The sequence below is a fragment of the Paenibacillus sp. Marseille-Q4541 genome, assembly GCF_018310695.1.
Taxonomy (GTDB): Bacteria; Bacillota; Bacilli; order Paenibacillales; family Paenibacillaceae; genus Paenibacillus.
In genome coordinates this window covers 167,899-193,267 of the sequence record NZ_JAGXCY010000004.1, presented here as the reverse complement: position 1 = coordinate 193,267, position 25,369 = coordinate 167,899, and the positions used below count along the sequence as shown (strand labels likewise).

General features: G+C 44.4%; 24 protein-coding genes. 21 read left to right on the top strand and 3 right to left on the bottom strand.

Translation table 11 applies throughout. The annotated features are described in order from the left end of the window. Both pdxR and KFT32_RS07305 read left to right on the top strand, forming a co-directional pair. Positions 1–1,512 (top strand): MocR-like pyridoxine biosynthesis transcription factor PdxR, encoded by a 1,512-nt coding sequence (gene pdxR / locus KFT32_RS07310; RefSeq protein WP_211746488.1) that lies wholly within the window; start codon positions 1–3, stop codon positions 1,510–1,512. A gap of 94 nt (positions 1,513–1,606) precedes the next feature. Beyond that, positions 1,607–2,392 (top strand): helix-turn-helix domain-containing protein, encoded by a 786-nt coding sequence (locus KFT32_RS07305; protein WP_211746487.1) that lies wholly within the window; start codon positions 1,607–1,609, stop codon positions 2,390–2,392. Between the two features lie 293 nt (positions 2,393–2,685). On the opposite strand, the gene asd is transcribed toward KFT32_RS07305, so the two are convergent. Both asd and KFT32_RS07295 read right to left on the bottom strand, forming a co-directional pair. Then, positions 2,686–3,507: an archaetidylserine decarboxylase gene (asd, locus tag KFT32_RS07300; RefSeq protein WP_211746486.1), complete on the bottom strand. Its 822-nt coding sequence runs from the start codon at positions 3,505–3,507 to the stop codon at positions 2,686–2,688. Between the two features lie 117 nt (positions 3,508–3,624). After that, a complete protein-coding gene (locus KFT32_RS07295; protein WP_211746485.1) occupies positions 3,625–4,722 on the bottom strand; it encodes a YheC/YheD family endospore coat-associated protein in 1,098 nt (365 codons plus the stop codon). Between the two features lie 434 nt (positions 4,723–5,156). Between KFT32_RS07295 and KFT32_RS07290 the strand changes: the two genes are divergently transcribed. The 7 genes from KFT32_RS07290 to KFT32_RS07260 all read left to right on the top strand — a co-directional run bounded on the left by KFT32_RS07290 (position 5,157) and on the right by KFT32_RS07260 (position 11,950). Continuing rightward, positions 5,157–6,140, top strand: coding sequence for a glycosyltransferase family 2 protein (locus KFT32_RS07290; RefSeq protein WP_349304874.1), 984 nt, complete (start codon positions 5,157–5,159; stop codon positions 6,138–6,140). Positions 6,141–6,155: 15 nt separating this feature from the next. After that, positions 6,156–7,223, top strand: coding sequence for a glycosyltransferase family 2 protein (locus KFT32_RS07285; RefSeq protein WP_249435716.1), 1,068 nt, complete (start codon positions 6,156–6,158; stop codon positions 7,221–7,223). Continuing rightward, the gene (locus tag KFT32_RS07280) at positions 7,220–7,969 is read left to right on the top strand and encodes a glycosyltransferase family 2 protein (RefSeq protein ID WP_211746484.1); all 750 of its coding nucleotides are present in this window, start codon (positions 7,220–7,222) and stop codon (positions 7,967–7,969) included. Before KFT32_RS07285 ends, KFT32_RS07280 begins: the two co-directional genes overlap by 4 nt. A 25-nt stretch (positions 7,970–7,994) precedes the next feature. Further along, complete coding sequence (locus KFT32_RS07275) at positions 7,995–8,726, top strand: sugar phosphate nucleotidyltransferase (protein WP_211746483.1); 732 nt, start codon at positions 7,995–7,997, stop codon at positions 8,724–8,726. 13 nt (positions 8,727–8,739) lie between these two features. Continuing rightward, on the top strand, positions 8,740–9,756 hold the full coding sequence (locus KFT32_RS07270; protein WP_211746482.1) for a GT-D fold domain-containing protein: 1,017 nt from the start codon (positions 8,740–8,742) through the stop codon (positions 9,754–9,756). A 16-nt stretch (positions 9,757–9,772) separates the two neighbouring features. Then, positions 9,773–11,191, top strand: coding sequence for a glycosyltransferase family 2 protein (locus tag KFT32_RS07265; RefSeq protein WP_211746481.1), 1,419 nt, complete (start codon positions 9,773–9,775; stop codon positions 11,189–11,191). 141 nt (positions 11,192–11,332) lie between these two features. Further along, the gene (locus KFT32_RS07260; RefSeq protein WP_211746480.1) at positions 11,333–11,950 is read left to right on the top strand and encodes a DedA family protein; all 618 of its coding nucleotides are present in this window, start codon (positions 11,333–11,335) and stop codon (positions 11,948–11,950) included. 99 nt (positions 11,951–12,049) lie between these two features. Here KFT32_RS07260 and galU read toward each other — a convergent pair whose 3' ends face one another. Further along, on the bottom strand, positions 12,050–12,934 hold the full coding sequence (galU, locus tag KFT32_RS07255) for a UTP--glucose-1-phosphate uridylyltransferase GalU (RefSeq protein WP_211746479.1): 885 nt from the start codon (positions 12,932–12,934) through the stop codon (positions 12,050–12,052). Between the two features lie 392 nt (positions 12,935–13,326). Here galU and KFT32_RS07250 point away from each other — a divergent pair, with 392 nt between their 5' ends. From KFT32_RS07250 to KFT32_RS07195, 12 genes are all read left to right on the top strand, one after another. Then, positions 13,327–14,961: a lactate permease LctP family transporter gene (locus tag KFT32_RS07250; protein WP_211746478.1), complete on the top strand. Its 1,635-nt coding sequence runs from the start codon at positions 13,327–13,329 to the stop codon at positions 14,959–14,961. Between the two features lie 42 nt (positions 14,962–15,003). Beyond that, positions 15,004–15,957: an L-lactate dehydrogenase gene (locus tag KFT32_RS07245; protein WP_249435715.1), complete on the top strand. Its 954-nt coding sequence runs from the start codon at positions 15,004–15,006 to the stop codon at positions 15,955–15,957. A 132-nt stretch (positions 15,958–16,089) separates the two neighbouring features. Next, positions 16,090–16,230, top strand: coding sequence for a hypothetical protein (locus tag KFT32_RS07240; RefSeq protein WP_211746477.1), 141 nt, complete (start codon positions 16,090–16,092; stop codon positions 16,228–16,230). 87 nt (positions 16,231–16,317) lie between these two features. Next, positions 16,318–16,656 (top strand): hypothetical protein, encoded by a 339-nt coding sequence (locus KFT32_RS07235; protein WP_211746476.1) that lies wholly within the window; start codon positions 16,318–16,320, stop codon positions 16,654–16,656. A gap of 279 nt (positions 16,657–16,935) precedes the next feature. After that, entirely contained in the window at positions 16,936–17,985 is a 1,050-nt protein-coding gene (locus KFT32_RS07230) for a CgeB family protein (RefSeq protein ID WP_349304873.1), read from the top strand. Between the two features lie 43 nt (positions 17,986–18,028). Continuing rightward, a complete protein-coding gene (locus tag KFT32_RS07225; protein WP_481856312.1) occupies positions 18,029–19,180 on the top strand; it encodes a CgeB family protein in 1,152 nt (383 codons plus the stop codon). Between the two features lie 190 nt (positions 19,181–19,370). After that, positions 19,371–20,780, top strand: a complete 1,410-nt coding sequence (locus KFT32_RS07220) for a glycosyltransferase (protein ID WP_211746473.1) — start codon at positions 19,371–19,373, stop codon at positions 20,778–20,780. 29 nt (positions 20,781–20,809) lie between these two features. Beyond that, complete coding sequence (gene wecB / locus KFT32_RS07215) at positions 20,810–21,901, top strand: non-hydrolyzing UDP-N-acetylglucosamine 2-epimerase (RefSeq protein ID WP_211746472.1); 1,092 nt, start codon at positions 20,810–20,812, stop codon at positions 21,899–21,901. Further along, positions 21,894–22,880, top strand: a complete 987-nt coding sequence (locus KFT32_RS07210) for a polysaccharide biosynthesis protein (protein ID WP_211746471.1) — start codon at positions 21,894–21,896, stop codon at positions 22,878–22,880. Before wecB ends, KFT32_RS07210 begins: the two co-directional genes overlap by 8 nt. Then, positions 22,877–23,707 carry an SDR family oxidoreductase gene (locus KFT32_RS07205; RefSeq protein WP_211746470.1) on the top strand — a complete coding sequence of 277 codons (831 nt, stop codon included), beginning with the start codon at positions 22,877–22,879 and terminating at the stop codon, positions 23,705–23,707. The genes KFT32_RS07210 and KFT32_RS07205 overlap by 4 nt, the downstream gene beginning before the upstream one ends. Continuing rightward, positions 23,689–24,636, top strand: a complete 948-nt coding sequence (locus KFT32_RS07200; RefSeq protein WP_211746469.1) for an NAD-dependent epimerase/dehydratase family protein — start codon at positions 23,689–23,691, stop codon at positions 24,634–24,636. Before KFT32_RS07205 ends, KFT32_RS07200 begins: the two co-directional genes overlap by 19 nt. Continuing rightward, positions 24,633–25,355, top strand: a complete 723-nt coding sequence (locus KFT32_RS07195; RefSeq protein ID WP_211746468.1) for a glycosyltransferase — start codon at positions 24,633–24,635, stop codon at positions 25,353–25,355. The genes KFT32_RS07200 and KFT32_RS07195 overlap by 4 nt, the downstream gene beginning before the upstream one ends. The last annotated feature ends 14 nt before the right edge of the window (positions 25,356–25,369 follow it).

Here is a 25,369-nt window from a genome sequence, read left to right as displayed (position 1 = left end):
ATGGAATTCACGTTACCCTGGGAGCACTATGTAGCTAAATATCGATATAAATATAGCGCCCTATATCATGCGATACGAGATGGTATTCTAACGGGCACGCTCCAAAGTGGCAGCAGATTACCTGCAACTCGGGAACTCTCAAAACAATACAGTATCTCCAGAGGTTCAGCTGCGTCGGCCTATGATATGCTGCTGGCTGACGGATATATTGTTTCGGAAATTGGGCGGGGAACCTATGTGGCAGTTGTTCGTAAGGAAGACAAACATGCTTCTGGTAAACCCTCTCAATTACCACTGTCCGCTTGGGGGAAAAGAGTACTGGACCATCAAAGAAGACACGGCGAGATCAGAGGCTCACTGATTTCTTCTGAAACTGCGGAGAAGCATCCTTCGGATCTATTAAAATCTATAACGGATCGTAAAGACGATTCGATTCGGTTTGAAAAGGGGGATATCCCTTCAACAGATTTTCCTTATGCGGATTGGAAAAAAGCAGTCACCGCTGGAATGCGTGATGAAGAAATAGCAGGGTCTGATCCAGCCGGAGATTATTCGCTTCGAGTAGCTATCGCTAATCACCTGGGGCTAAGCCGTGGTATGGCTGTAGAACCAGAGCTTATTGTATTGTTTAGCGGTTCCATGCAAGGAATTGCCCTTATTACTCAGATTTTGCTGAATGAGGCGGAACGGGCCGTTATCGAGAATCCAGGGTTCACAGGTTTTCTACAAGCCGTACATGTCAGCGGTGGAGAACCTGTTTTCGCTCCAGTAGATGAGGAAGGGATTATCCCAGCTGATTGGGATGCTTCCCTCCTATATGTTACGCCAAGCCGTCACTTTCCTACCGGAGCGGTTCTTCCGCTTTCACGTAGGCTAGAAATTTTGTCTTGGGCGCAAAAAAACAATGCTGTCATTATTGAGGATAGTTATGATAGTGAGTTTCGATTTCGCGGGCGGCCCATTGAGCCCCTTAAGGTACTAGATCTTGAAGAGAGAGTCATTTATGTAGGTTCATTTTCAAAAACAATGTATCCGGGATTTCGACTTGGGTATGCTGTGCTCCCGAAGGGATTAATACAGGCTGTTCTTGCAGCCAAAACATTCTATGATCCGTTTCCTCCCGGCATTTATGAGCAGCGCGGGCTCGCGGAGTGGATGTCGAGAGGTGGTTATGCCAAGCATGTACGCAAGCTGACACGGATTTATGGTGCCAAATTAAACGTATTTATTGAAGCCATGCACGAGTATACACACGACCTTTTTCAGCTGCATGTGGGCGATGCCGGAATTAAAGTCTATGCAACCTGGAAGCAAAGCCGTGGGGATTACGTACGATTTATAGAAAAATGTAAGCAGCATCAGGTCTATTTTACGGATAGTTCCAGATATGAGATGACAGTAGGAGATACGTCGGCTGCATATTTTGGATATGTTCACCTGAGTAATGAAAGAATAAGAGAAGGAGCAAGACGGATGGCTGATGCGTGGAGGGACGTGAGGAACAAGAAGTAACTCTTCCAATGCGGTCATTGGTTTTTTTCCGAGACGTTTCACGTTATAATAGAAAAAGTACATAGGACCCACTTAAATAAGGAGGAAGGACGACATGTTACAGGCATCACCGTCGTCTTTTGTGATTTTGCCCGCCGTCGCCAAGATTGTCTGTGAGCCAGGCTGGAAATGGCAGAAGCGCGAAAAACCGATGCAAAACTATGATTTATTTTATGTATGGAGTGGAGAAGGTACCGTCATCTTGAACGATGAACCTCACCAAGCCCAAAAGGGCAGTTGTTTTCTGTTTCGACCTGGTGATCACACGAGTGCCACCCACAATCCGCAAAAACCATTTGTTTTAACTTATATTCATTTTGATGTGGAGGGTCTGGTAGAAGAAGTACCTGGACCTTATCGCAAACTTAGAGAAACCGTTGATTTTGAACATATGCTGGCTAGATATGTCCGTCTCTTCCTGTCCAATTCGTATGGTAGGGAAGTCGAAAGCAAGCTGATTCTTAAACAGCTGATGATTCATTTGCTTCGGCTTGATCATGAGGAACCTGCTGAGAGGAAAGTAAGTAATCAGCTCGCAGAGGCCATTCAAGAGATTGCAAATTATGTGAGACAGCATCCGGGCATCAATCATCGTGTGGAGGATCTGGCTGCAAGAGCAGGATTGTCCCCGCGTTATTTTTCCATTAAATTTAAAGAACTGATCGGTTATTCTGTTCAGTCCTATATTATAAAAATGAGAATTGAACGTGCCGAGCACTTGCTGGTTCACGCAGGTATGAACGTAACCGAAGTAGCTGATGCTCTTGGTTATCGTGACATCTTCTTTTTTAGCAGGCAATTTAAGCAATATACGGGAAAGAGCCCTTCTGAAATTCGGTAACGAAAGTATCCGTTTCAAACCTTCTCGTGCGGGGTATTTACTTGAAAAGAAGTTGTGATATTCCGCACAGTGAGGAGGGTGTCATCGTGAACAGAACACGAAGAGTTCGTAATTGTGGTTGCTCGGGTCAAGGATGGAATCTATTCCGCACTCGGATGCGCCGCAAACCGGCAGAAGATGTGTGGTTTTAATTTCGGGAATAGAGACGACTTACATTGGACATGCAAAACAATGATCGACCATAGATAAAAAGCAGCTAGCTTGTCAGGATATCCTGAAAGCGGCTGCTTTTTTTAGGTATGTGGATGAATCGATTCTGTGCGTGCTTTCTTCGGTTTCAACAGGCCAAGGGGCTGCCCCATTTGTACGTGTTGTCCAAGAGAAAGTTCATCGCTCGGTTCAAAGGTTCCTTTTTCGCAGAGCAGAACAACGGTGGAACCGAACTCGAAATAAGCAAGCTCGTCTCCTCGTTCCCAAGAAGTTGTTCGTTCATCTGTATATTGAATACTGCTAACATTCATCGCGCCAACTTTGACTACAGCGATTTCGCCAAATTCGTGTTTGATGTATGTAATCCGTCTTTCGTTCCGGCTAAGTACCGACTTCATATGACGAAGACCAAAATCATTCACAGGATATACTTTACCGCGGATATGTTCGCTTTCTACCAGTTTTCCCGTGACCGGAGCATGGATTCGATGATAATCCTTCGGACTGAGATACAGTACAAAAGCCCAGCCATTCTTGTACTTCTCGAGATGGGGTGAATGGTTGAGAAGATCTGAGAGTGTGTAATCATGTCCTTTTACATTAAGGAGAGAGCCTCCGGTAATTGGACTCATCGCTGTTATTTTGCCATCAACAGGACTCAAGAGCATGTTTGGATCTTCGTAAATCATTCTTGCGCCCGTCTGTAATCTCCTCGTAAAAAAGGCATTCAGCGAGGGATAATCTCTTGGTGCAAGTTCTGCCTCGTGTGCAGGGATCTCATAGGTTTTAATAAACCAAGGTATAAGCAGCCGGCTTGCACTGCTCTTGGAAAAAGTGCCAGTAAGCCGGGAGATCCATTTACGTGAAGAGAGCTCTGTCATGAGACGCAGCAATGGTTTCGACATGTATATCCCCCTTAAAAACGAGCTTCTAGACCGGGTCTCTACGGCCCGGCCACTCTGCATTATATTGACACAGAACGCAGGTGAAATCAATACAGCTTTTCTACAAATCAAATCTAGCTAAGAAGGATATGGGGATGCCTGCTGCTGGTCAAGTAAAAACCTTGCATAGGCTAGTGGATTTTGATAAGTTTCCATCCATTCCTTATCCATCCCGGCTTTACGAAATCCGTATCGTTGGTCTCTTCCGTTACATTCTATGAAGTAGATTTCCCCTTGCGCAGTTATACCCATATCAAAGCCTAGATCAGCCAAATGGGGTAAGGCTAAGGAAAGTTGCTTGGCCGCTGTAATGGTCAGATGCTGTATTTGATCAGTTATTGTGAGGAGCGAATGGGATGGAAGAACAAGAGGATGAATTTCTTCATAAGGCATAGCGGATCCACCCTGAGCAACATTCGTCACAAAGTTGTTTGGAGGGGCTACCTTTGCGTACATGCCTGTAACCATCCAGCTGCCTGAACCCCCGCGCTGTACAGAGACACGAAGATCAAAGGGACGTCCTTCATAAGTGGCAAGAGCAATTCGTTCCTGTACCAAATAGTTTTTTTTCTGAATACGTTTGTTTAGTACCTGAGGCAGCACCCCTCTTTTGAATGGATAACGGCACTGTTTACTGCGATTAGCCGAAGACAAGATGAGGTTCCCATCTCCATACCTATGCATCACACGCATGATTCCCTTACCAATACTGCTGCTGACTGGCTTCACAATCAAATCCGTATGTTTCTCCATCATTTGCTGGATGGTTGGAAGGGAAGCAAGCTCCGTTTGTGGAAGGTGAGGAGCAAGTTCTGGATTTTTCACGAGTAGACGATGAATTTCATCTTTGCCATATCGATTCCGCACATTATAAATACGAACCCCTCGCTGAATGAGACCGGCGATCTGATAATGACTGATTTTTGCAAAATACATTGCTCGGTTATGGATGACCTCAGGAATTGCAATATGATGAAGCTGATAACGGTTACCTGTAAGAATGTAAGCTGTACATTTTCCAGTAAAGAGATCTATATCCTCCAGTCTTAGGTAACAGGCAGTTAGACCATAGCTAGCAGCAGCGAGCTCATAGTAGAGAAGAGATTCCCGCCCTGTTCTACCAGCAGGGATTCCCCGAAACATGCTTGAATCCAGCAAAATTCCTACACGGTCCATCGCTATCCCCCTTTGCATACTATTTCCTATCAGTTTTCATTCTTTGCCTATTCTATGAAAAAAGAGAACAGCCCGAAAGGGCAGTAGCTGATCTTACAGAAATGATACAAGCCTGATTAAAGCCGGTCACTTCATTCATAAGTGACACTTCAGCGGCGGTATCACAAGGATCATCAGTGTCAGGAGCCTAGAGAACCGCATAAGATGCACTTAGGTATGTAATGCCAAAAGAGTGAATTTACTTGTGGTAGAAGGATCAAACTGCTCTAGATGTATTCCGTACTTTAGCGTCCTACTTAGAAAAACATTTTTTCTATCAAGAGATGAAGATCTTTATTCATGAGGACAGCTGCCGTTTCCAAAATCGGAAGTGGGCATAAGATATACGTGATAACCCCATCTATTTGCTCATGCCTGCAAGGGAGGTTTGTTACGTGGGAGATTTGAGTAAGCGAGGGCAGAAAGCAAAGAACGTTTTCATGAATAGCTCTATTTCCAGTAAGACTGGAAAGTCACCTGAGCAAACAACGCAAGGCTCATCCCTATATCCTCGAGCCCAGAAAACAAAGAAGTCTAGAAGAAAAAACAAAAAACAGATGAATATGGAATACGAAGTAGGGTGGGCATCGGTATCGCCCTTACATCAAAAGGAATTTATAAAACTCGCAAGTGAAATTCCTGCGGAAGAACTGCTTTTATCGGTTATTATACCTGCGATGAATGAGGAATCTACGATTGCGAATGTAGTGATTGAAAGTCTTGGAATTCATCCATCATGCGAAGTTATCGTCATTGTTAACGGATCTACAGATCAGACAGCAGAACGAGCGGAAGCTGCAGGAGCAAAGGTATTACACTATCACGAGCCACTTGGTCATGATGTAGGAAGACGAAGGGGTGCGGAAGAAGCGAAAGGACGTGTTCTCCTATTCGTGGATGGTGATATGGTAATTCCTTCACGGCAACTTCAGCCATTTGTTCATGCCGTACTGTCGGGAGTGGATATCGCACTTAATGACTATAAAGGTCCGGTGCATCGGACGCCGGTACATCCGGTGATAGAAGCAAAATATGCGTTGAATATTATGCTAGGGCGTCCTGATCTGCAAGGCGCCTCTCTTACGGCAGTACCTAACGCCATCAGTCGTCTGGCTTATGAAACTATAGGACCAAGTGTACTGGAGGTACCCCCTCTTGCACAGACCATAGGCGTATCGAAAGGGCTGGAGGTTCAGGCGGTCCACCCTATTCCAGTCGGACACTTGAACCCTTCTCGGCGCAAGAGCGACACGGACCCCCTGACAGAGATCATTCTTAGTGATCATCTTGTAGCGATTCGCTGGCTCACAGATGAACGAGGTCCAAGAGCGGGTTACACCGATCTATACCGAGATCGACAGCTGTTGCGAATGAAGTGAAGCGAGGTGAGGAGAATGAGGCAAACGATTCATAAAAAAACGATACCGCCACGTAAGCGGAATAACAAAAGCGCTAAACGAAATTCTTCTTCCCAAGTCTCACCCGTCCACAAATCACTGCGAATGCTTGGGATAAAGGAAGGAATATCTGCATCTAAAAATATGACTTCGGCACAGCTATCTGTAAAAGATGTGCATGCAGGCTTTACGTCATGGTACTTTGATACCGTAAAATCCTCACTGCCTTACAGCGAGGTGAGACAAATTGCAGAAGCATACCGCCACTCCTTTTATGGTAAGAAGCATGATAGAAGTATGCCAATGTTACTTCCACTTTCTCGTCCTGCGGCTGCAGTCGTATCGGCTTCGGACGAAGAAGATACGCTTGGAGCGGTTTTGAAGGAACTCAGCAGACTCCCGCTGCAAGAAATTATTGTAGTGCTCAATGGCTGCAGTGACAACAGTTATACCTTAGCGAGAGCATATCCTCTCGTGACAATCATACATGAACCGGAGCGAATAGGACATGATGTTGGGCGGGCAATGGGAGCTCAGATGACAACAGCTGAATCTATTTTGTTCACGGATGGAGATATCGTCATTAAAGCAGAACAATTGGCCCCCTTCCTTTATGCGGTAGACCAGGGAGTGGATATGGCATTAAATGATCTTCGTTCCTTCCTGCCATCGTTCGTGAGCCAAGATGGTGTAACACGTCTAAAAAGCTATTTGAACACCGTGATGAAAAGACCAGATCTTGGTGCCAGTTCGCTGATCTCCGTACCTCATGCCATATCAAGGGCTTGTATCCAAACGATAGGGTACCCGAATCTAATCACACCACCTCTTGCACAAACGATCGCACTGGAGAAGGGGTGTAGGGTGGAGGCGGTTGCAGCAGTCGATGTGATCTCAAAGAACCGCCGTAGAATAGGGAATGTGGGAAAGGGCAATGAGGTTGAACGTATGATTATTGGAGATCATTTAGAGGCATTAACTACAGTGCTTAAAAGTTCGAATACTGTTGCAGATGAGCTTTCGATAAGCAGGGCAGAGGTTGCTAGCTGGAGGAATGCCAAATGATTCAGTCCCATCTAACGAGTATTATTATTCCTTCTTTTAATGGGGTCGCTCTTCTGAAGCAATGCATCAGTTCCATCAAGCAATACACGGAGGAACCCTACGAAGTCATTGTAGTTGATAACGGTTCTACCGATAAAACCTTTGATTATTGTGCTTCTCAAAAGATACGGTTCATTTCTTTGCCAGAAAATCGAGGATTTCCTGCCGCCTGTAATGCGGGTTTGAGACTGGCCAGAGGAGATTCCTTATTACTACTTAATAATGATGTGACAGTCACGCGAGGTTGGCTTACCTTGCTAAAACAAGGGCTATATAGCGATCCTTCGATTGGAATCGTAGGTCCGGTAACGAATTATGCTAGCGGAATTCAGCAAATACCGGTTGAGTTTCATTCAATGGAGCAGTTTCAGCAAATAGCGGCAGTGCATAATCAGGCGGATCCTGAAAAATGGAAAGAGGTAAATCGAATTGTAGGACTTTGTTTTCTGTTCAAACGAGAAGTACTCGAGCAAATCGGGGAGCTTGATGAAATTTTTAGTCCTGGTCACTACGAGGATGATGACTACTGTTATCGTGCAAGGCTCGCTGGATACCTTCTGCTGGTGATGGGCGATGTTCTTGTTCACCACGAGGGAAGTGCAAGTTTTAAGAAGGAAAATACGGAAGCATTGCAGCAGCTTATTCGTCGGAATCGGATTTTATATATGCAAAAATGGAAGGTTGATCCACTGCAATTCATTGAATAACCTCAAAAGAGAAGGAGGAATAGACTTGAAGGGAATTATCCTTGCAGGAGGAACGGGTACACGCTTGCGTCCCCTTACACAATTGCTGAACAAACACCTGCTACCTGTAGGTAAATATCCGATGATCGTGTACGGGATCGAATCTCTGCGTAAAGCGGGAATAATCGATATCTTATTGGTTATCAGTAAGCAGTCATCGGGCCTATACACGGATTTTCTAGGCAGTGGAGCAACTTTTGGCGTAAATATTACCTACCGAATCCAGGAACAAGCGGGAGGCATTGCTGAAGCGCTTGATCTAGCAAAAGGGTTTGTTTTACCAGAGGAGAAATTCGTCGTTCTGCTTGGAGATAACCTATTTGCAGATGACTTGGGTGCCTATGTTGTATCCTATGCCAAACAGCAGCCAGGAACTGCCCGGGTGTTACTGAAGGAAGTGGATGATCCAAGAAGATACGGTGTTCCGGTTTTTGACACAGCACACAAAGAACTGATATCCCGTATCGAAGAGAAACCCGAATTTCCAAAGTCAGGGTACAGTGTAACTGGATTTTACATGTATGATACCTCGGTGTTTCAGCTGATCAGCGGTCTCGCTCCATCGGCCAGAGGAGAACTCGAGATTACAGACGTGAATAATATTTATGCTGCACAAGGTGGACTGGAGTATGACATTGTTCCAGGATTCTGGAGTGATGCAGGGACTTTTGAATCTTTACAGGAAGCCGCTGTAGAAATGAAGGGGTTACTGCCGTAGGAGAGTGGTTCTGATGGGGCGAGATGTACCCCGTAAACAGAAAGGGGAGCGATCAGGTAAACCTGCTTCTAGGCATAAAGGCGGTAAATCAGGTGCCAAACCCCGGGATTTACAACATGGTAAACGTGAACGTAAAAATCGTAAGCAGCGTGCTGACAAACAGAGGAAACAGAAGGGATCCCCAAATGATACGGGAACCCGTTCTCGCTCTTCTCTTCAATCACTTCATAGGGAAGCAATGTATTTAGGAGGAGAAGCCTTAGTTGAGAAGTGGATGCCAGAGGGAAAGCTACTCCCCCATATTACTTGTGAAGAACTGATTCAGGCAGGGCTTACCCAATATAAATCCCATATGATTCAGCTTGCAGGAACCTCTGAGATAAGAGACGTTTTGAGGACTGCCCTAGAGGAAAGGCAACCGTTATCCCTTGTGAGACTAGGTGATGGCGAGTTATTAAGTCTTGCTTATGAGACTGTGATGTCTCCAGCAGAAGTCCATGAGCTAGGGGCATTCCTTCCCTATGCAGGGGTGCCTGTACCTGATGCTTCTGTACGGAGATCTCTAGTGCATGCAATTCAGAGCGCTGATTATATCGGTGTACCCATATCCCGTAAACCGGCTTTTCAGTTACTCATGTTTCCATTGTTTGAATATTATAGTCTGTCAATCAGAGCGTTGAAATTAACGACCTCAACTATTAATTATAGTCTCTATCAATCTGGTTATTTGTTGCCGCTCCTCGAAGGAAGGCGTGTCCTTCTTATTGGTAACAAAGCAGAAAGTGTGGCCGAAGAGTTGAGAAGAAAAGGGATTCAAGTGACAGGAACGATCTATCCAGTCTCCGGGTTTCAGGACATTGATCGGGTCCTTGCCCTAAGTTCCCTGTATGAATATGATATCGGACTTGTGGCTGCTGGTGTTCCGGCGGTAATCATCTGTCAGCGAATAGCTGCAGAATACAAAAAGGTTGCCATAGATATCGGTCATGTAGCGGATGAAATCGTAAAGGATGCAGCTGTGCTAGGTTGAAAAGGAGGAGATAGGTATGAAGGGAACGAGTTCTCGAAAACCTGGGGAATCTTTAGTAAGAAGGAAACGAAAAAGATTGGCTGCTAATACTCGCAAGTCATACCCCGCTTATCAGGAAGGGTATCGTCTAGGCTACGAGGGAGGCGTAGAGGCTGGGACTAAGTCCTATGGGGCTTTGTTGGATGGAACGAGCATTGTCATTCCAACATTCAATCAGCTCGCTTATCTAAGAGAATGCATTGACAGCATTAAGGCACATACAGAGGAACCATATGAAATTATCGTAGTAGACAATGCTTCAACCGATGGAACAGCGGAGTATTTGGAGAGCCGGAGCTCCTGGATACGGTCTACGGTACTTAACGAGAATCGCGGTTTTGCGGGCGGAATAAATTACGGGCTAATGATGGCAAGAGGGAAATATATAGTGATGCTCAACAATGATACGGTCGTAACCCCCGGCTGGCTAAGTCATATGCTATCGTGCCTCAAGAGCGATGAGAGTATCGCTGCAGTCGGACCTGTCACCAATTACATTGGGGGAGACCAGCAGATCGAAGTGCCATACAAACGAATCAAGGACATGTGGAAGTTTGCAGAAGGCTATCGTATGCCCGATCCATCCAAATGGCGAGAAACCGATCGGCTTGTAGGATTCTGTCTTTTGTTCCGGCGAAATCTCATCTCAGAAGTTGGTTATTTAGATGAAGGATACCAGATAGGGAACTATGAAGATGAGGACTGGAACATTCGAATTCGCTTACTGAATAGAAAATTAGTTGTCGCAGGAGATAGTTTTATTCACCACTATGGCAGCGTCAGTATGAAGAAACTGGCTGATCAGTTTGAACAGACGAATGAGCAGAATGCGAAATTTTATACGTCCAAGTGGGGAAATCCACATGATCTTATTCACAGAACAAAGCGGATCATACAGGCAGGAAATATGCCGGTCTGGAAGAACAGACATGCGTACCACTTCTATCCGGTCAACCGAATGGTGCAAAGTGCGACGGGAACCCTATACTGGTTAGCAGATGGAGTGAAGCATCAGGTGAAAACGAGTGGAGACGAATCCATCACTTCTCATTTTCGAAAGAAAGCAGTGACTTTATCAAGGCCTGAACTTTGGAACATTCCTTCAGGGGAGGTCGTACATGCAAACTCTGAGCGAGAACTTTTGGCAATGATGAGAGTGCAAGGGAAAGCTTTCGGCTTGCCTGAAGGGAGTATCTTAGCAGAGAACGTCCTGCATGCGAATTCCGAATTGTATCAGCTTCATCAAGGGAAACGAAGACCTTTCGCGACAAGGTATGCTGCTGCATGCTGGTCCATAGGCGATAAGGATATACACGTCTTGCCTAGTCACCGGATCCATGCGTTACCGCTCGGGCTGCCCATTATTGCACCTCCTGTCATTCGTAATCCACTATAAATTTTTAATATCTCTTCTGCTTCCCTTATGATTCTTTAGAGGAGCAGAAGGGTAAACTTGATTAAAGTTCCAAGTTTGATTACTATTTTCTAGATAGGATAGAACATCGTTTTTTTATTTTTGTACATAAGAGGAGTCCTCATGAATCTGATAGATGTGGTAGAAAGATTATTTGATCAATACGGGTACTATGTGTTACTGATTGGGCTGCCTCTTGATTTCATTGCTTTGCCCATTCCTCCAGGAAATAGTACATTAACGTACACAGGATACCTTGTATATTTGGGCCTGCTGAACTGGCTGCCTGCCTATTTATTTGCTCTAACAGGAGCTATTCTTGGCGTAACGATTACATACAGTATCGGTTATCGATTCGGGACACCCCTCGTAGATCGCTTTGGTAAATGGCTGTCTATTCATCCAGAATTTTTGGAAAAAACGAGAAAAAGGTATGATAAATATGGGGACAAGCTATTGTTATACGTTTTTTTTGTTCCTGGGGTGAGACAGTTTATTGGGTATTTTATAGGCATTATCCGCCTTCCGTACCGTACAGTAGCAACGTATGCCTATGCAGGAACTGCCATATGGGTCACTGTATTTTTCTCAATCGGCTACGTGTTTGGCGAACAGTGGAAACAGGTGTTTAACATCGTAGAACGTTCGCTGACTCGAACTTTTATTCTGGCAGGGATTGTATTTGTACTGTATCAGCTTATTCGGTGGATCATTCGCCGATCGCATAAGCGAAAATCATAATATTTGTTCTCAAAATAAAATGACGATTAAAAGAGCGCCCATCGTAATTGGACTACGATAGGCGCTTCTTCATATGGAAAAATCCATGAATAAATGCAGTTAGCGATGCTGAGAGATAATGGTATCCATTTTATGTTGTAACATTTCTATCACTTTTTCACGGTAGTTAGAATTGGCCAGAGCAAATTCGATATTTGTGTCTAGAAACCCGAGTATATCCCCTACATCATAGCGTCTACCATCAAATTCATAACCGTATGCAGGAGTAGTCTGGTTCAGTTTCTCGATGGCATCGGTCAACTGGATTTCACCGCCGATGCCAATATGGTGTTCATCGAGCAAAGGGAAAATATCCGGAGTCAGTACATATCGTCCGATAATGGCCAGGTTGGAAGGTGAGGTTCCAGGTTGTGGTTTTTCCACAAATCGCAGCGCTGAATAACTCCGATTGTTCTTTTCAAGAGGCTCCATAATCCCATATTTGTACGTATCCTCGTCAGGAACCTGCATCACACCAAGCACGGATGCTTCCACTCTTGTATACTCATCAATCAGTTGCTTCAAGCAAGGTACAGGATTTACGACAATGTCATCTCCGAGGAGAACGGCAAAAGGTTCGTCTCCTACAAACTTCCTTGCACACCAGATGGCATGTCCAAGCCCTTTGGGTTCTTTTTGTCTGATGTAATGAATATTTGGAACAGTAGAGGAAGAAAGAACTTCTTCCAAGGCAGCGGATTTGCCCTTGTCTGCAAGTAGTTGCTCCAGTTCAAAAGCATGGTCAAAATGATCTTCAATCGCCCGTTTGCCTTTTCCGGTAACAATGATAATATCTTCAATTCCGGAAGCAATGGCTTCTTCGACAATATATTGGATAGTCGGTTTGTTTAGGATCGGCATCATTTCTTTGGGCATTGCTTTCGTGGCTGGAAGAAATCGGGTACCGAGTCCTGCTGCAGGAATGACGGCTTTTTTTACTGTCATGAATATGTCATCTCCGTTCTGGCATAATCTGCTTGTTCTCATCATATCAAGATTGGGGAGTAAAGTCACAGAAGATGATGCGTTTTCGTTTCAATATGATTGAAATGGATGAAAAATTTAGAAAACTTTCATTTCCACATTCTGTATTTTCAGAAAAATGTGAAAAATGTCATATTCTCAGAGCAAAAGCGACGCTATAGTAAGAACTCGGCTGAAGCTTTGTGACAATTATCATGTTCTGAAAAAAGGCAATGACACTTATCTCAATATAAGTGAATAATTTCACATGTATTGATGATAGACAAGCATCCATATTTTATCTGCTGTGTGAATAGGATAATCTAGCAAGGCTCACAATATCTAAACAATCAAGAATTAAGGAGTTGGAACAAGTGGGGGTTTGGAATCAAATATATGATCCAATGGGTAATATATGGCTATCTGCTTTGGTAGCAGCAGTACCCATTATATTTTTTATCGTAGCTCTAACTGTTTTTAAAATGAAAGGTTATGTAGCTGGTTTCCTGAGTGTCGCTGTTGCAGCATGCGTAGCACTCTTCTTCTACAAAATGCCTTTTCTTAAAGTTGTAGGTACCGGTTTTTATGGCGTGCTAGCAGGTCTTTGGCCGGTAGCGTCCATCGTTTTAGCAGCGATTTTCTTGTATAAACTGACGGTGAAAACAGGGAAATTCGATATTATCAAGAATAGTATAGCAACCATTACCGAAGATCAGCGTTTACAAGTTCTGCTGGTTGCCTTTTCATTCGGTGCCTTCCTGGAAGGTGCGGCAGGCTTTGGTGCGCCGGTGGCCATCACAGCTGTTATTTTGATTGGTCTTGGATTTAAGCCTGTATATGCAGCGGGACTTTGCCTTGTTGCTAACATTGCAGGGGGTTCCTATGGAGCCATGGGGATTCCTGTTACAACGCCAGCTACATTGACCGATCTTTCTGGTCTTGAAGTGGCGAGCCGGACATCGTTTGTGATACCGGTAATCAGCTTGATCATTGCTTTTTTATTAGTTTATTTAATTGACGGTTTTAAAGGAATGAGACAAACTTGGCCCGCAATTTTGGTTTGCGGAGGTTCATTTGCGATTACACAGTTTATTGTTCTTAATACACTAGGAGCTGTACTGGTAGACATCATCTCTGCACTTGTGAGTTTGGTTGCACTAGCTCTCTTCCTGCGTGTTTGGAAGCCGAAAGAAATTTATCGTTTGGAAGCAAAAGAAGAATTGAAGCAAGCGAAGCAAGGAATCAAGAAAGAATCCTACAGCCTGGGGCAAATTGCCTTTGCTTGGTTACCGTTTGTTCTTTTGACCATTATGGTTATTTTGTTCTCACTGAAACCATTCAAAGCGTTGTTCGCAGCAGATGGACCGCTGAATAGTCTGGTTTTCAGTTTCCCTATAAAAGGAGTTCATAACATGATTCTGCGGCAACCACCGGTTGTTCCAGAAGAAACACCTTACGCTGCTGTATTTAATCTGGATTTATTCTCTTCTACGACAACAGCGATTCTTATTGCGGGCATTCTGACCATTCTTATTTACCGCATTAAAGGAAGCATCATTAAAGATGCTGCCGTAGAAACGGTAAAAGAATTGTACATCCCGATCGTAACCATTTGTAGCGTACTTGCATTTGCTTACATTTGTAACTACTCAGGTATGTCTTCGACGCTTGGTCTTGCCTTTGCTTCAACGGGCAGTATCTTCCCATTGTTTGCACCGATTCTCGGCTGGATTGGCGTGTTCCTAACCGGTTCTGTTGTTAACAGCGGATCGTTATTTGCACCTTTACAAGCTGTCACTGCAAACCAAATTGGAATTTTGCCAGAAGCTATGGTTGCTGCGAACGTCATGGGTGGTGCAATGGCAAAAATGATTTCGCCACAATCCGTAGCAGTTGCTGCAGCGGCCGTTGGTCTCGCTGGTAAAGAGAATGAATTGTTTAAATTTACAATTAAGATCAGCGTAATTTTACTTGTTATTGTTGGGATAATAAATTGGGCTCTTTACTAGGACAAAAATTCAGCTTTCTATAATTGAAGGGAGATTTTTATTATGGTGGGTAACAAAATTAATCGTGTTGTATTAGTAGGTACAGGAGCAGTAGGTTGCAGTTATGCCTACTCTATGATCAACCAAGGAATTGCTGAGGAATTGATCCTTATTGACGTAAATGCAAGTAAAGCTGAAGGCGAAGCAATGGACCTCAATCATGGGATGCCATTTGCACCAGCACCAACGAAAGTACGGAGCGGTACGTACCAAGATTGCGGACAAGCTGATCTCGTTGTTATTACAGCAGGTTTGCCGCAAAAACCAGGTGAAACCCGTTTGGACTTAGTAGACAAAAATGCGAAAATCTTCAAAAGCATCGTACGTGATATTATGGACAGCGGATTTGATGGCATTTTCCTCATTGCTTCCAATCCAGTGGATATTCTCACTTATGTAACTTGGAAAGAATCCGGTTTACCTAAAGAACGCGTTATTGGTTCCGGTACGACACTGGATACAGCTCGTCTTCGTTACATGGTAGGGGACTACCTCGAAGTGGATACTCGTAATATTCACGCTGCGATTATTGGTGAACATGGAGATACTGAATTTGCTGTATGGAGCCAAGCTTCTGTCGGTATTGAAACATTGGCGAAAGTGCTTGATCGTCGTAATAACCCTGAGGATAAAGCAAAGCTGGATGAAATCTTCGTCAATGTTCGTGACGCCGCTTATCATATTATTGAACGTAAAGGGGCTACTTACTACGCGATTGGTATGGCACTCACACGTATTACAAAAGCGATTCTCAGTAATGAGAACAGCATTTTGACTGTCTCTTCCTTGCTTGAAGGTCAATACGGCCATGAAGATTTGTACATTGGCGTTCCTGCAGTTGTAAACCGTGGAGGAATCCGGGAAGTTATCGAAATCGATCTGAACGAAGAAGAAAAAGCGAAATTCGATCACTCTGCCAAAGTACTTAAAGAATTGATCACCAAAGTTTATAGCTAATCCCCTTGATATATAGGAACTGAGCTCCCCGGCCCGGCATATGCTACCAAAGGCAAATGTCGGGCCGGGGATTTTTTGTGTTTATCCTAGATTCGGATATCTGAGCTCAGTTGTAAAAGGAGGATCCGAGTTATGCAAAACAAATTGGATGAAATGCTTGGACACCTGGCTCATGCCCACCAGCAGGTTACCAGGGTTCTGGATGCTGAACGCGAGGTCAATGTCCATATGGCAGAGATGTTTGGGATCATTAAGCTGAAATCCACTGAATAAGGGAACTCCTGCACTACCATGGTATGTGAACCAGCAACTATCTTGCCGGGTTGCATCCCAAGATTGACATCAACAGGAGGAATAAGGATGAAAAGAAAAAAGTCCAGAAAGGTGCTATCCAAAAAGGAAGGCACCAACAAAAAAGTAGTTCGTCCTGCACGAAAAACAGGGAAACTTGGGAAGAAGCTGGCGAAAAAAACATCCCAAACAACGAAGTCTCCAATCAAGCGGAAATCGTCGTCGTCCAAGACCAAAAAATCTCTCAAACGAAAAGGATCTCAAACCACTACCGCCAAAATTCTCTCTCCCGCAAAAAAAACAGGTTCAAAACTTTACAACGAGGCTTACAACGAAGGGTTCAACGTAGGGTTTGCCAAAGGGTTCGAAGATGGCCACGCCCTGGCGTATCAAGGTAAAGAAACCTAGGATTATGATGCCGTCATCGATTGTCTGTCTTTTAATCATTAGGCACAAGAAGATGACGGCACCCGTGTCAGCTATAGAAAGGACAAGTTCCCCGTGTTAGTTATATGTACATATGGATAGAAGGAGACAAATGCCACCCGTACAAAAGCCAATTTTTCTCCGCTTGGACATCGGTCCATGATGCATTTGACCTTAGGGCATATAGTTAGAAGTGACTACATGAACTTATGATCAAGAGAGATAGGTGAGCAACAGGTGAAACTTACAAGGAGGAAGCAGGTGCGGAGTTACCTTGATGGATATGCTGAAGGCATCCGGTACGGCGGTTGTGAGGCAATACTCCAGAGAGTAAAGAAGACGGAGTCATCTGTTCGTAAAATGAAAGTGCTCTATGTCCCTCAAGGTTTCGAAGCCATTGATGATGGGGTCATTCAAGCACTTCAAACCACTGTATCCGAATGTATCGTGGCGGATGCCGCTCATATGAGAGAGCGCGCTGCCCTCTATATGCCGGATCTTGTTCTCGTCATGAACGGTCTTCATGTGTTCCCAGCGGATCATCTTGCTCAAATAGATGAGATTCGTGCGCTGGGCATTCGGACCGCTATCTGGTTCGTAGATGATCCTTACTTTACAGAAGATACAGCTTCCATCTGTCTTCACTATGATCTCGTTTTCACTCATGAAATCAGGGCAGTTTCATTCTACCGAAGCCAGGGTGCTGTAAACGTATATCATGTTCCGCTCGGTGTAAATACATCACTCTTTACTCCCCGCAAGACGTCTGCGAGTTATCAATATGATGTATGTTTTATTGGCAGTGGATTTTGGAATCGGATCTCTTTATTTGATGAACTCGCCCCTTTTTTGAAAAATAAACGTGTACTTATTGCCGGAGGGCAGTGGGGCAGGCTGCAGAGACAGGATTTACTGGGACCTTTTATCAAGACGGGCTGGATTCCTCCCACTGAAACAGTAGATTACTACAACGGAGCAAAAATTGTTATTAATATGCACAGGCCAACGGAACAGGGGTTAGATAATCGAAATACACACGATATAACTGCGGGTTCAATTAATCCAAGGACGTATGAGATTAACGCCTGCGGCACGCTTCAACTTACAGATATTAGAGAAGATCTGACGAGTTACTACAGACCCGGGTATGACATAGAGACTTTCGGGAATGTTTCCGAGCTGCAGAAGAAAATCGCTTATTATCTAACGCATGAAAAAGAACGGCTTGCCGTTGCTTGGCGAAGTCTATATACAACCCATGAGAACCATTCTTTCCAACAACGCATCAGTAAACTGCTTGATTATGTATGAGCTCTTGGAATAGCAAAAGAGAACAAAAAGGAGGATGGCAGTTGTGGCTGTAAAACGAGTGAAGACCCACCGAAAGAAACCACGGCGGGCAAAACCAAAACGTTTGCCCTATACAGCTCATCCAGTAGGTCAGAGTGTACCTTTCCAAAGGGGATATGAGGACGGATATTTACGCGGTCGCGCCAATTATGTAATGAATCGTGCGACGGAGTCTTTTCCAATTCGTCCTGTCCACGTGCTTTACGTTTCCTCAGGCAAGGGATTTCCTTATTCCCCGCTCGACGAAGCGATTAGAGGTACACTCCAAGATATGGTGATGACTCTTCATGTAGCCGGACCTAATGATTCCGTTGCAGAAATGGCAGCTTCTCTAAAGCCGGATCTTGTGCTGGTGCTGGATGGTATGTATTTTCCAACCGAGCAAGTAGATGCGATTCGGAATCAAGGAATCAGAACGGCAGTTTGGCTAACAGATGATCCTTACTATACAGATATGACGCTCAATACGGCTCCTCACTACGATTATGTATTTACACTTGAGCTGAATTGTATTGAACTATACCAGAATTATGGATGTCAGGAGGTACATTATTTACCCTTTGGTGCGTATCTTCCCCAGTTCCATCCGAATACGTTCCCTACCCAGCATCGTAGAGATATTAGCTTCATTGGCTCAGGGTATTGGAATCGAATCAACTATTTTAGCCCCATACTGCCCCAGATCATGTCGTACCAAACTGTGTTTAATGGGATATGGTGGGATCGCCTACCTAAATTCGAAAAATATAAGCACAAAATTGAACTTAACCGCTGGATGAATCCAGAGGAGACAAAAGATGTATACAACGGTACTAAAATCGTGCTTAACATGCATCGCTCCCATGAAGATGATTCCATCAATAACAACAGTCTCAAGATTCCGGCATTCTCTCCAAACCCACGCACATTTGAAATTTCAGCCTGTGCAACCCTCCAGCTTACGGACGCAAGACAAGATCTAAGTCGTTTCTATACTCCAGGTGTAGAGATCGAGACGTATGAAACTGCCTCAGAGATGATGGATAAAATCGAATACTACCTTGCTAATGAAGACAAGCGGAGAGAAGTTGCGCTCAGGGGATTCGAGCGAACCTGGAAAGAACACTCTTACAATAACCAAATTCACACCCTACTCCAAACGATTTTCGGATCATAGAACAAAAGGTTTCTTTATTATTGTGTGAATGTTGTGGTGCAAATGTCGTGCCGACATTTGCCGTCTTCCAATATATTGTGGTTAGAGAGTCATTTATCCTTCATTGCAAAACAGGAGGAGGTGAAGAAACGCACATCATTTTCTGCAAACCATTTTCCTAGTAGCTAGCAGAAAGGGTGTACGTTGTCTGATGACACAGAAGCCGAAACTGATGTTGTTCAGCCATGTCAGTCACAAGCGCAGCATCACAGGTGCTGAAAAGTTGTTGCTGCACTTTTGTCAGGAAATGAGACCCTACTTTAGCTGCGTACTCGTTGTCCCAAGTGAAGGGATGATTTCCTTGCTAGCTAGAAAGAATGGAATCCGAGTCAAAATTCAACCTTTTGATCTACTTCACAATATGTATACTCCCTACAATGGGATAAGGTATGAAGCGGATCAATTAATGAAAACTTCTTCGTCTCGTAACGTGATAAACCTTATTCGCAAAGAATCCCCACAAATGGTGTTAACAAATACGTGTGTTAATGCAGTACCTGCCATGGCAGCTCGAATCCTTAACATCCCTGTCATTTGGAAAATTACAGAAACGATACAAATGAATGATAGTACAGCAGAGGCAGTGCAAATTATCGATGACTTCAGTGACTGGGTGATTGGTATCTCACAGACGGTGTTAGAACCGTTACAGCATGGCTCGATTCCAGAAAAATCCACAATATTATGTCCAACTTGGGATGCATCTCATGCTCCTCGGCAACAATGGAACCTCCTTCGAGCAAAGAGACGCAGCCATCTCGGTCTTACCTCGAAACATTTCTGCGTTGGCTATATCTCCACATTTATTTATGGTGCTAAAGGTCTAAAGTCTTTTATACGGAGCGCCTTAACCCTATGTGAACGATATCCTCATACCAGGTACTGGATTATAGGGAATCCTGCCGATGAAGCCTATTACCACGAATGCTTGAGTTTGATTTCTAAATCTGGCTACAGTCACCAGTTCCTATTTACTCCTTTCTTAGTCGAAGTAAGCGAGGCTTATTGTGCTATGGATCTTACGGTTGTCCCAAGTGTAGTCAAGGAAGGCTTCGGGATGACTGCACTGGAGAGCCTTTATTATGCAACACCCGTTGTTGCATTTGGGCAGGGAGGACTTCAGGAGATGATGATGGCTGTTGGTAGTCCACATTTACTTGTGGAGCCAGGGAACGAAGCAGATTTAGCGCTGAAGATGGAGAACTGTATCCAGAATCCGAAAGAAAGTAGGCTCACGGGAGAACGATGCAAAGTAGAGGTAGAGCGGGTGTACGGTCCAGCAGCTTATTCGGCACGCGCGGCGGAGATGGTTCAGGAGTTAATGAACCGGTTGTCACTTCCTGAAAGGGTTCGTACTCACACGAAACATAAGTCTGCAGGGAGCAAGAAAATTTGGCGAAGACGAAGAAAGAAAGTGGCGGGTAGACGCAAGAAGAAGTTTGTAGCACGAAAGCATTCTCTTCGTAAGTCCCAATCTTCTCTTGTTAAGCGGTTAAAGAAGAAAAAAGGGGTAAGGAAACGACTTGAATTAAAACGTACGCGGTCTAAGAAAAAAAAGTAAATGACTCCATAACAAAGGGAGGGATCACCATGAAGATCATGACGGTGCTCGGAACAAGACCTGAAATTATACGGCTCAGTCTTATTATTCCCAAGTTAGACCGTTATGCTGAACGTCATATTCTTGTGCATACGGGCCAAAACTTTACGGAAAGTTTAAGCGGCCAGTTTTTTAAAGAATTAGGACTAAGAGCTCCGGACTATGTACTGCAGGACGAGGCGGCTTCACTTGGACAACAATTATCGGCGATGTTCGGTCAGCTTGAAACGATTCTGCTTAAGGAACAACCAGATAAAATCTTACTCTTAGGTGACACGAACAGCGCTTTGTCTGCCATTCTCGCTGAAAGAATGGGAATTCCAGTCGTTCATATGGAAGCAGGGAATCGGTGTTATGACCTGAATGTGCCGGAAGAGAAAAACCGCCGGGTCATTGACGCCATATCGACCATTAATATGCCTTACACGGAGCAGAGTAAAGCGCATTTGATCCGGGAAGGGGTCCCAAGTCAGCGTATTGTACTGACAGGGAATCCAATCTACGAAGTGATGAAGCATTATGAGAATCGTATGCTGGACAGTAACATTATGAAAACGTTGGGACTGGAAAAAGAACAATATTTTCTGGTTACTGCCCACCGAGCCGAGAATGTAGACCATCCTAAACATTTGGAAGCCATTATGACAGGACTTAATCAAGTAGCGATCGAACAGGGAAAACGGATTATATGCAGTATCCATCCTCGCACAGCAATCCGAATCAAGGAACATCTGAAGCTCGAAATGCATCCACTAGTCGAGTTCCATGAGCCTTTTGGTTTTTTTGATTTTCTTCTGCTTGAACAAAATGCATGTTGTGCTTTAACAGACAGCGGTACCGTACAGGAAGAATGCTGCATCATGGGAATCCCGACGGTAACGATGCGCAAAACAACCGAGCGACCAGAGACTGTCGATTGCGGCAGTAACATTGTTTCTGGACTTGATGCAACACGTATTGCAGCATCAGCGAAGCTGATGACAGAACTACATCGATCATGGGAGTGTCCAAAAGGATACCTAGCACAGGATGTATCGGATAAAGTAGTTAAATTTTTGCTTGGAGGGAATCTGCATGTTTGAAAATCAGCGCATCCTCGTAACTGGGGGAACAGGTTCATGGGGACATGAATTGATTAGTCAGTTGCTAACCCTGAATCCAAAGGAAATTATCGTATACTCTCGCGGTGAATCAAGTCAGGTTGCGATGAGCCGTGAATTTGAAGACAGTCGTCTCAGTTTTTGTATTGGAGATATAAGAGACAAGGATGCATTAGTTGCTGCTAGCCGTGAGGTAGATTATATATATCATTTGGCAGCACTAAAACATGTACCCGTCTGTGAAGATCAACCCTATGAAGCGCTAAAGACGAACGTCATTGGTACTCAAAATGTAATTGAAGCTGCAGTAGAGAATGAAGTGAAAAAAGTGATCTATATTTCCACAGATAAGGCAGCAAATCCCTCGAATTTTTACGGAATGACCAAGGCGATTGGTGAAAAGCTGATTGTCTACGCGAACTTACTCCGAAGCAAAACTGCGTTCGTGACGGTTCGTGGTGGGAATGTTCTTGGCACAAACGGCAGTGTGGTACATCTGTTCAAAGATCAGATCAAGAACAAAGGAGTAGTATCGATCACCGATATGGAAATGCCCCGCTTCTTCCTCACCCTTCGTGATGCAATTTCCTTGTTATTTGAAGCTTCTGTTAAAAGTGTAGGCGGAGAAATATTCGTCATGACGATGCCAACCTGCAAAATTGTGGATCTTGCAGAGGTGCTTATTGAAGATTCAGGAATTACAGGCGTTCAAATTGTGGAACGTGGCACGCGTCCGGGGGAAAAAATCCACGAAATTCTGATGAGTGAATTCGAAAGCAGAACTACGATTGTTTATGATGACCAGTATCTCGTTATTCTGCCAACGCTCAATTTACCAGAACTAAAAGCACACTATAAAAATTATAAGCCGGTGACCTTCTCCAGTTTCAGTTCCCAATTTAATCTGATGACGAAAGAGGAGATTAAGAATATCCTGCAGCGCGGGGGGTTCTTGGCATGAAACTACTCATAATTGGTGGCCATGGCATGGCTGGCCATATGATGGTCGATTACTTCAAAAAACAAGGACGCCATACCGTGTTTTATACGTCTCGTGATAAGAAAGACCCGAATGGACTTGTGCTTGATGTAAATGACATCCACAGCGTAGACCTACTCGTAAAAGCGGTTTGCCCAGATGTCATCATTAATGCAGTGGGGATTTTAAATCAATATGCGGAGAAAAATGTCATTCAGGCATACCATGTAAATGGATTTTTGCCGCACCGACTAACGAACCTTGCCGATCAAATAGGAGCAAGGCTTATTCATATCAGCACGGACTGTGTATTCAAAGGTGATGGAGCAGGCAGCTATACAGAAGAGGATGTAACAGATGGAGAAACGGTATATGCTATTACCAAATCACTCGGGGAAGTTCGTTCCCCGGGTCATCTTACGATACGTACCTCCATTATCGGCCCGGAAGTACGTAAGAACGGGATTGGTCTCATGCATTGGTTCTTCAATCAAAAAGGAGTCGTTCAAGGATATACAAAGGTGAGATGGAACGGAGTGACTACACTGATGCTCGCCAAGATGGTGGATGAATATTTGACCTCCAAAGTATCAGGGCTGATTCATCTGGCTCATCCTGAACCCGTCTCCAAGTATGAGCTGCTGCTGCTTTTTAAAGAAATCTGGAATCTCAAAGAAATCGTTATCGTCCCAAGCAGTACTTTTGTTCAGGATCGTACGCTCGCTGTCACTCGGGAGGATGTAGACTCCTTTTTACCGTCTTATCGTGACATGCTGAAGGAGCTGGAAGAATGGATACATCCGGACTGAGAGACAAGATTGTACTAGTAACCGGAGCTTCCGGGTTTACAGGGAGGCATGCGGTTCAGCTGCTAAGCGACTGTGGTGCAAAGGTGAGCGCAGTGGTAAGGATGATTTCTGCTGATCTATTCCCTAATCAGGTAAACGTACACCTGTGTAATCTGACAGACCGTCATGCAGTAAACCATCTTCTCAGCATTGTAAAACCCGATTATATCTTGCATTTGGCAGGGCAGAATTCGGTACCTGCCTCTTGGAATGATCCCGTATCCACCATCGAAATGAATGTTATGTCCCCGCTATACCTGCTTGACGCGATGCGTGCTCTGCCTGAATGCCGGGCAGTTATCGTTGGTTCTCGTCTGAAATACGTTCCAATTCCAGATGTTCCTTTGTCTCCTCCCCATCCATACAGTCTCAGTAAATACATCGAAGAACTAGTAGCTGTATCTTTCTCCGCTTTGTACGATCAACAGGTAATGTACGCTGAACCCGGAAACTTGATTGGCCCTGGGCCTTCGACGGGTATCTGCTCATTGCTTGCAGGGCATGTCTCTTCAGCAGAACGAGGGGAGAATCCAGCACCATTCCGTCTATCTTCCAGGGGTGATGCGCGTGATTATCTGGACGTAAGAGATGCCGTCCGGGCTTATCTGCTGCTTCTGCTGAAGGGTAAACCAGGTCAAGTGTACCCTGTTATTTCTGGTCAGGAGAGAACGCTTGGAGAGATTGCAGATCTGCTGATATCCTATGCGAAAGCAGATATTCCCCTGACATGGGGAGCCCCTTCTTCTGGACCTGGAGGGGCGTCCTCATCAGGGAATGAATCACGTTCTTCTCTCAAGGAGTTAGGGTGGGAACCGAAAATCCCTTTTTCCAGTTCTATTCTGGATGTACTAAATGATCATCGCCATAAGCAGAAAGGAGGGTGTGGATGAATACTCATCCTCTCGTCACGGTTGTGATTCCTTTTTATAATTGTCCATTTGTATCTCAGGCGATTAGCAGTGCACTTAGTCAAACATACCCTATGGTTGAAATTATCGTGGTGGATGATGGGTCTACGGAACATGTCGAACAAATTCATCCCTACCTTCCTTATATTCATTATCTTGGGAAGGAGAATGGAGGTACCGCCACTGCACTCAACCATGGAATTAAGCACGCATCTGGAGAGTACATTGTATGGCTTAGTTCAGATGATATTTTATATCCAGAAAAAATTGCGAAACAGGTACAGCTGATGATGGATCAAAGAGTAAGTATTTCCCATACCAACTTTAATTACATTAATGAACATAGCAGTTTGACTCAATATCGTGCTGGTGCTTCTCCGATGACTAGGCTTGAGATGTTACGTATCTTTATTTTGGGAAACCCGGTGAATGGATGTACAGTCATGTTTCACAAATCTCTGATTCAGGCGATTGGGATGTTTGATGAAGCACTTCCTTATACTCATGATTATGATTTATGGTACCGAGTACTACTTGCAGATTATTCTTTCGCCTATTTGGCAGAACCGCTCACTGCATACCGTAGACATCAGGGGATGGGCAGTGTGAAGCACGCAGAAGCAATTACTCATGAAATACGTTATACGCAAAACAGATATGCCGATCAGTTACGACACATGATCCAGATGCTCGAACGGTAGGAAGGGGGATTACA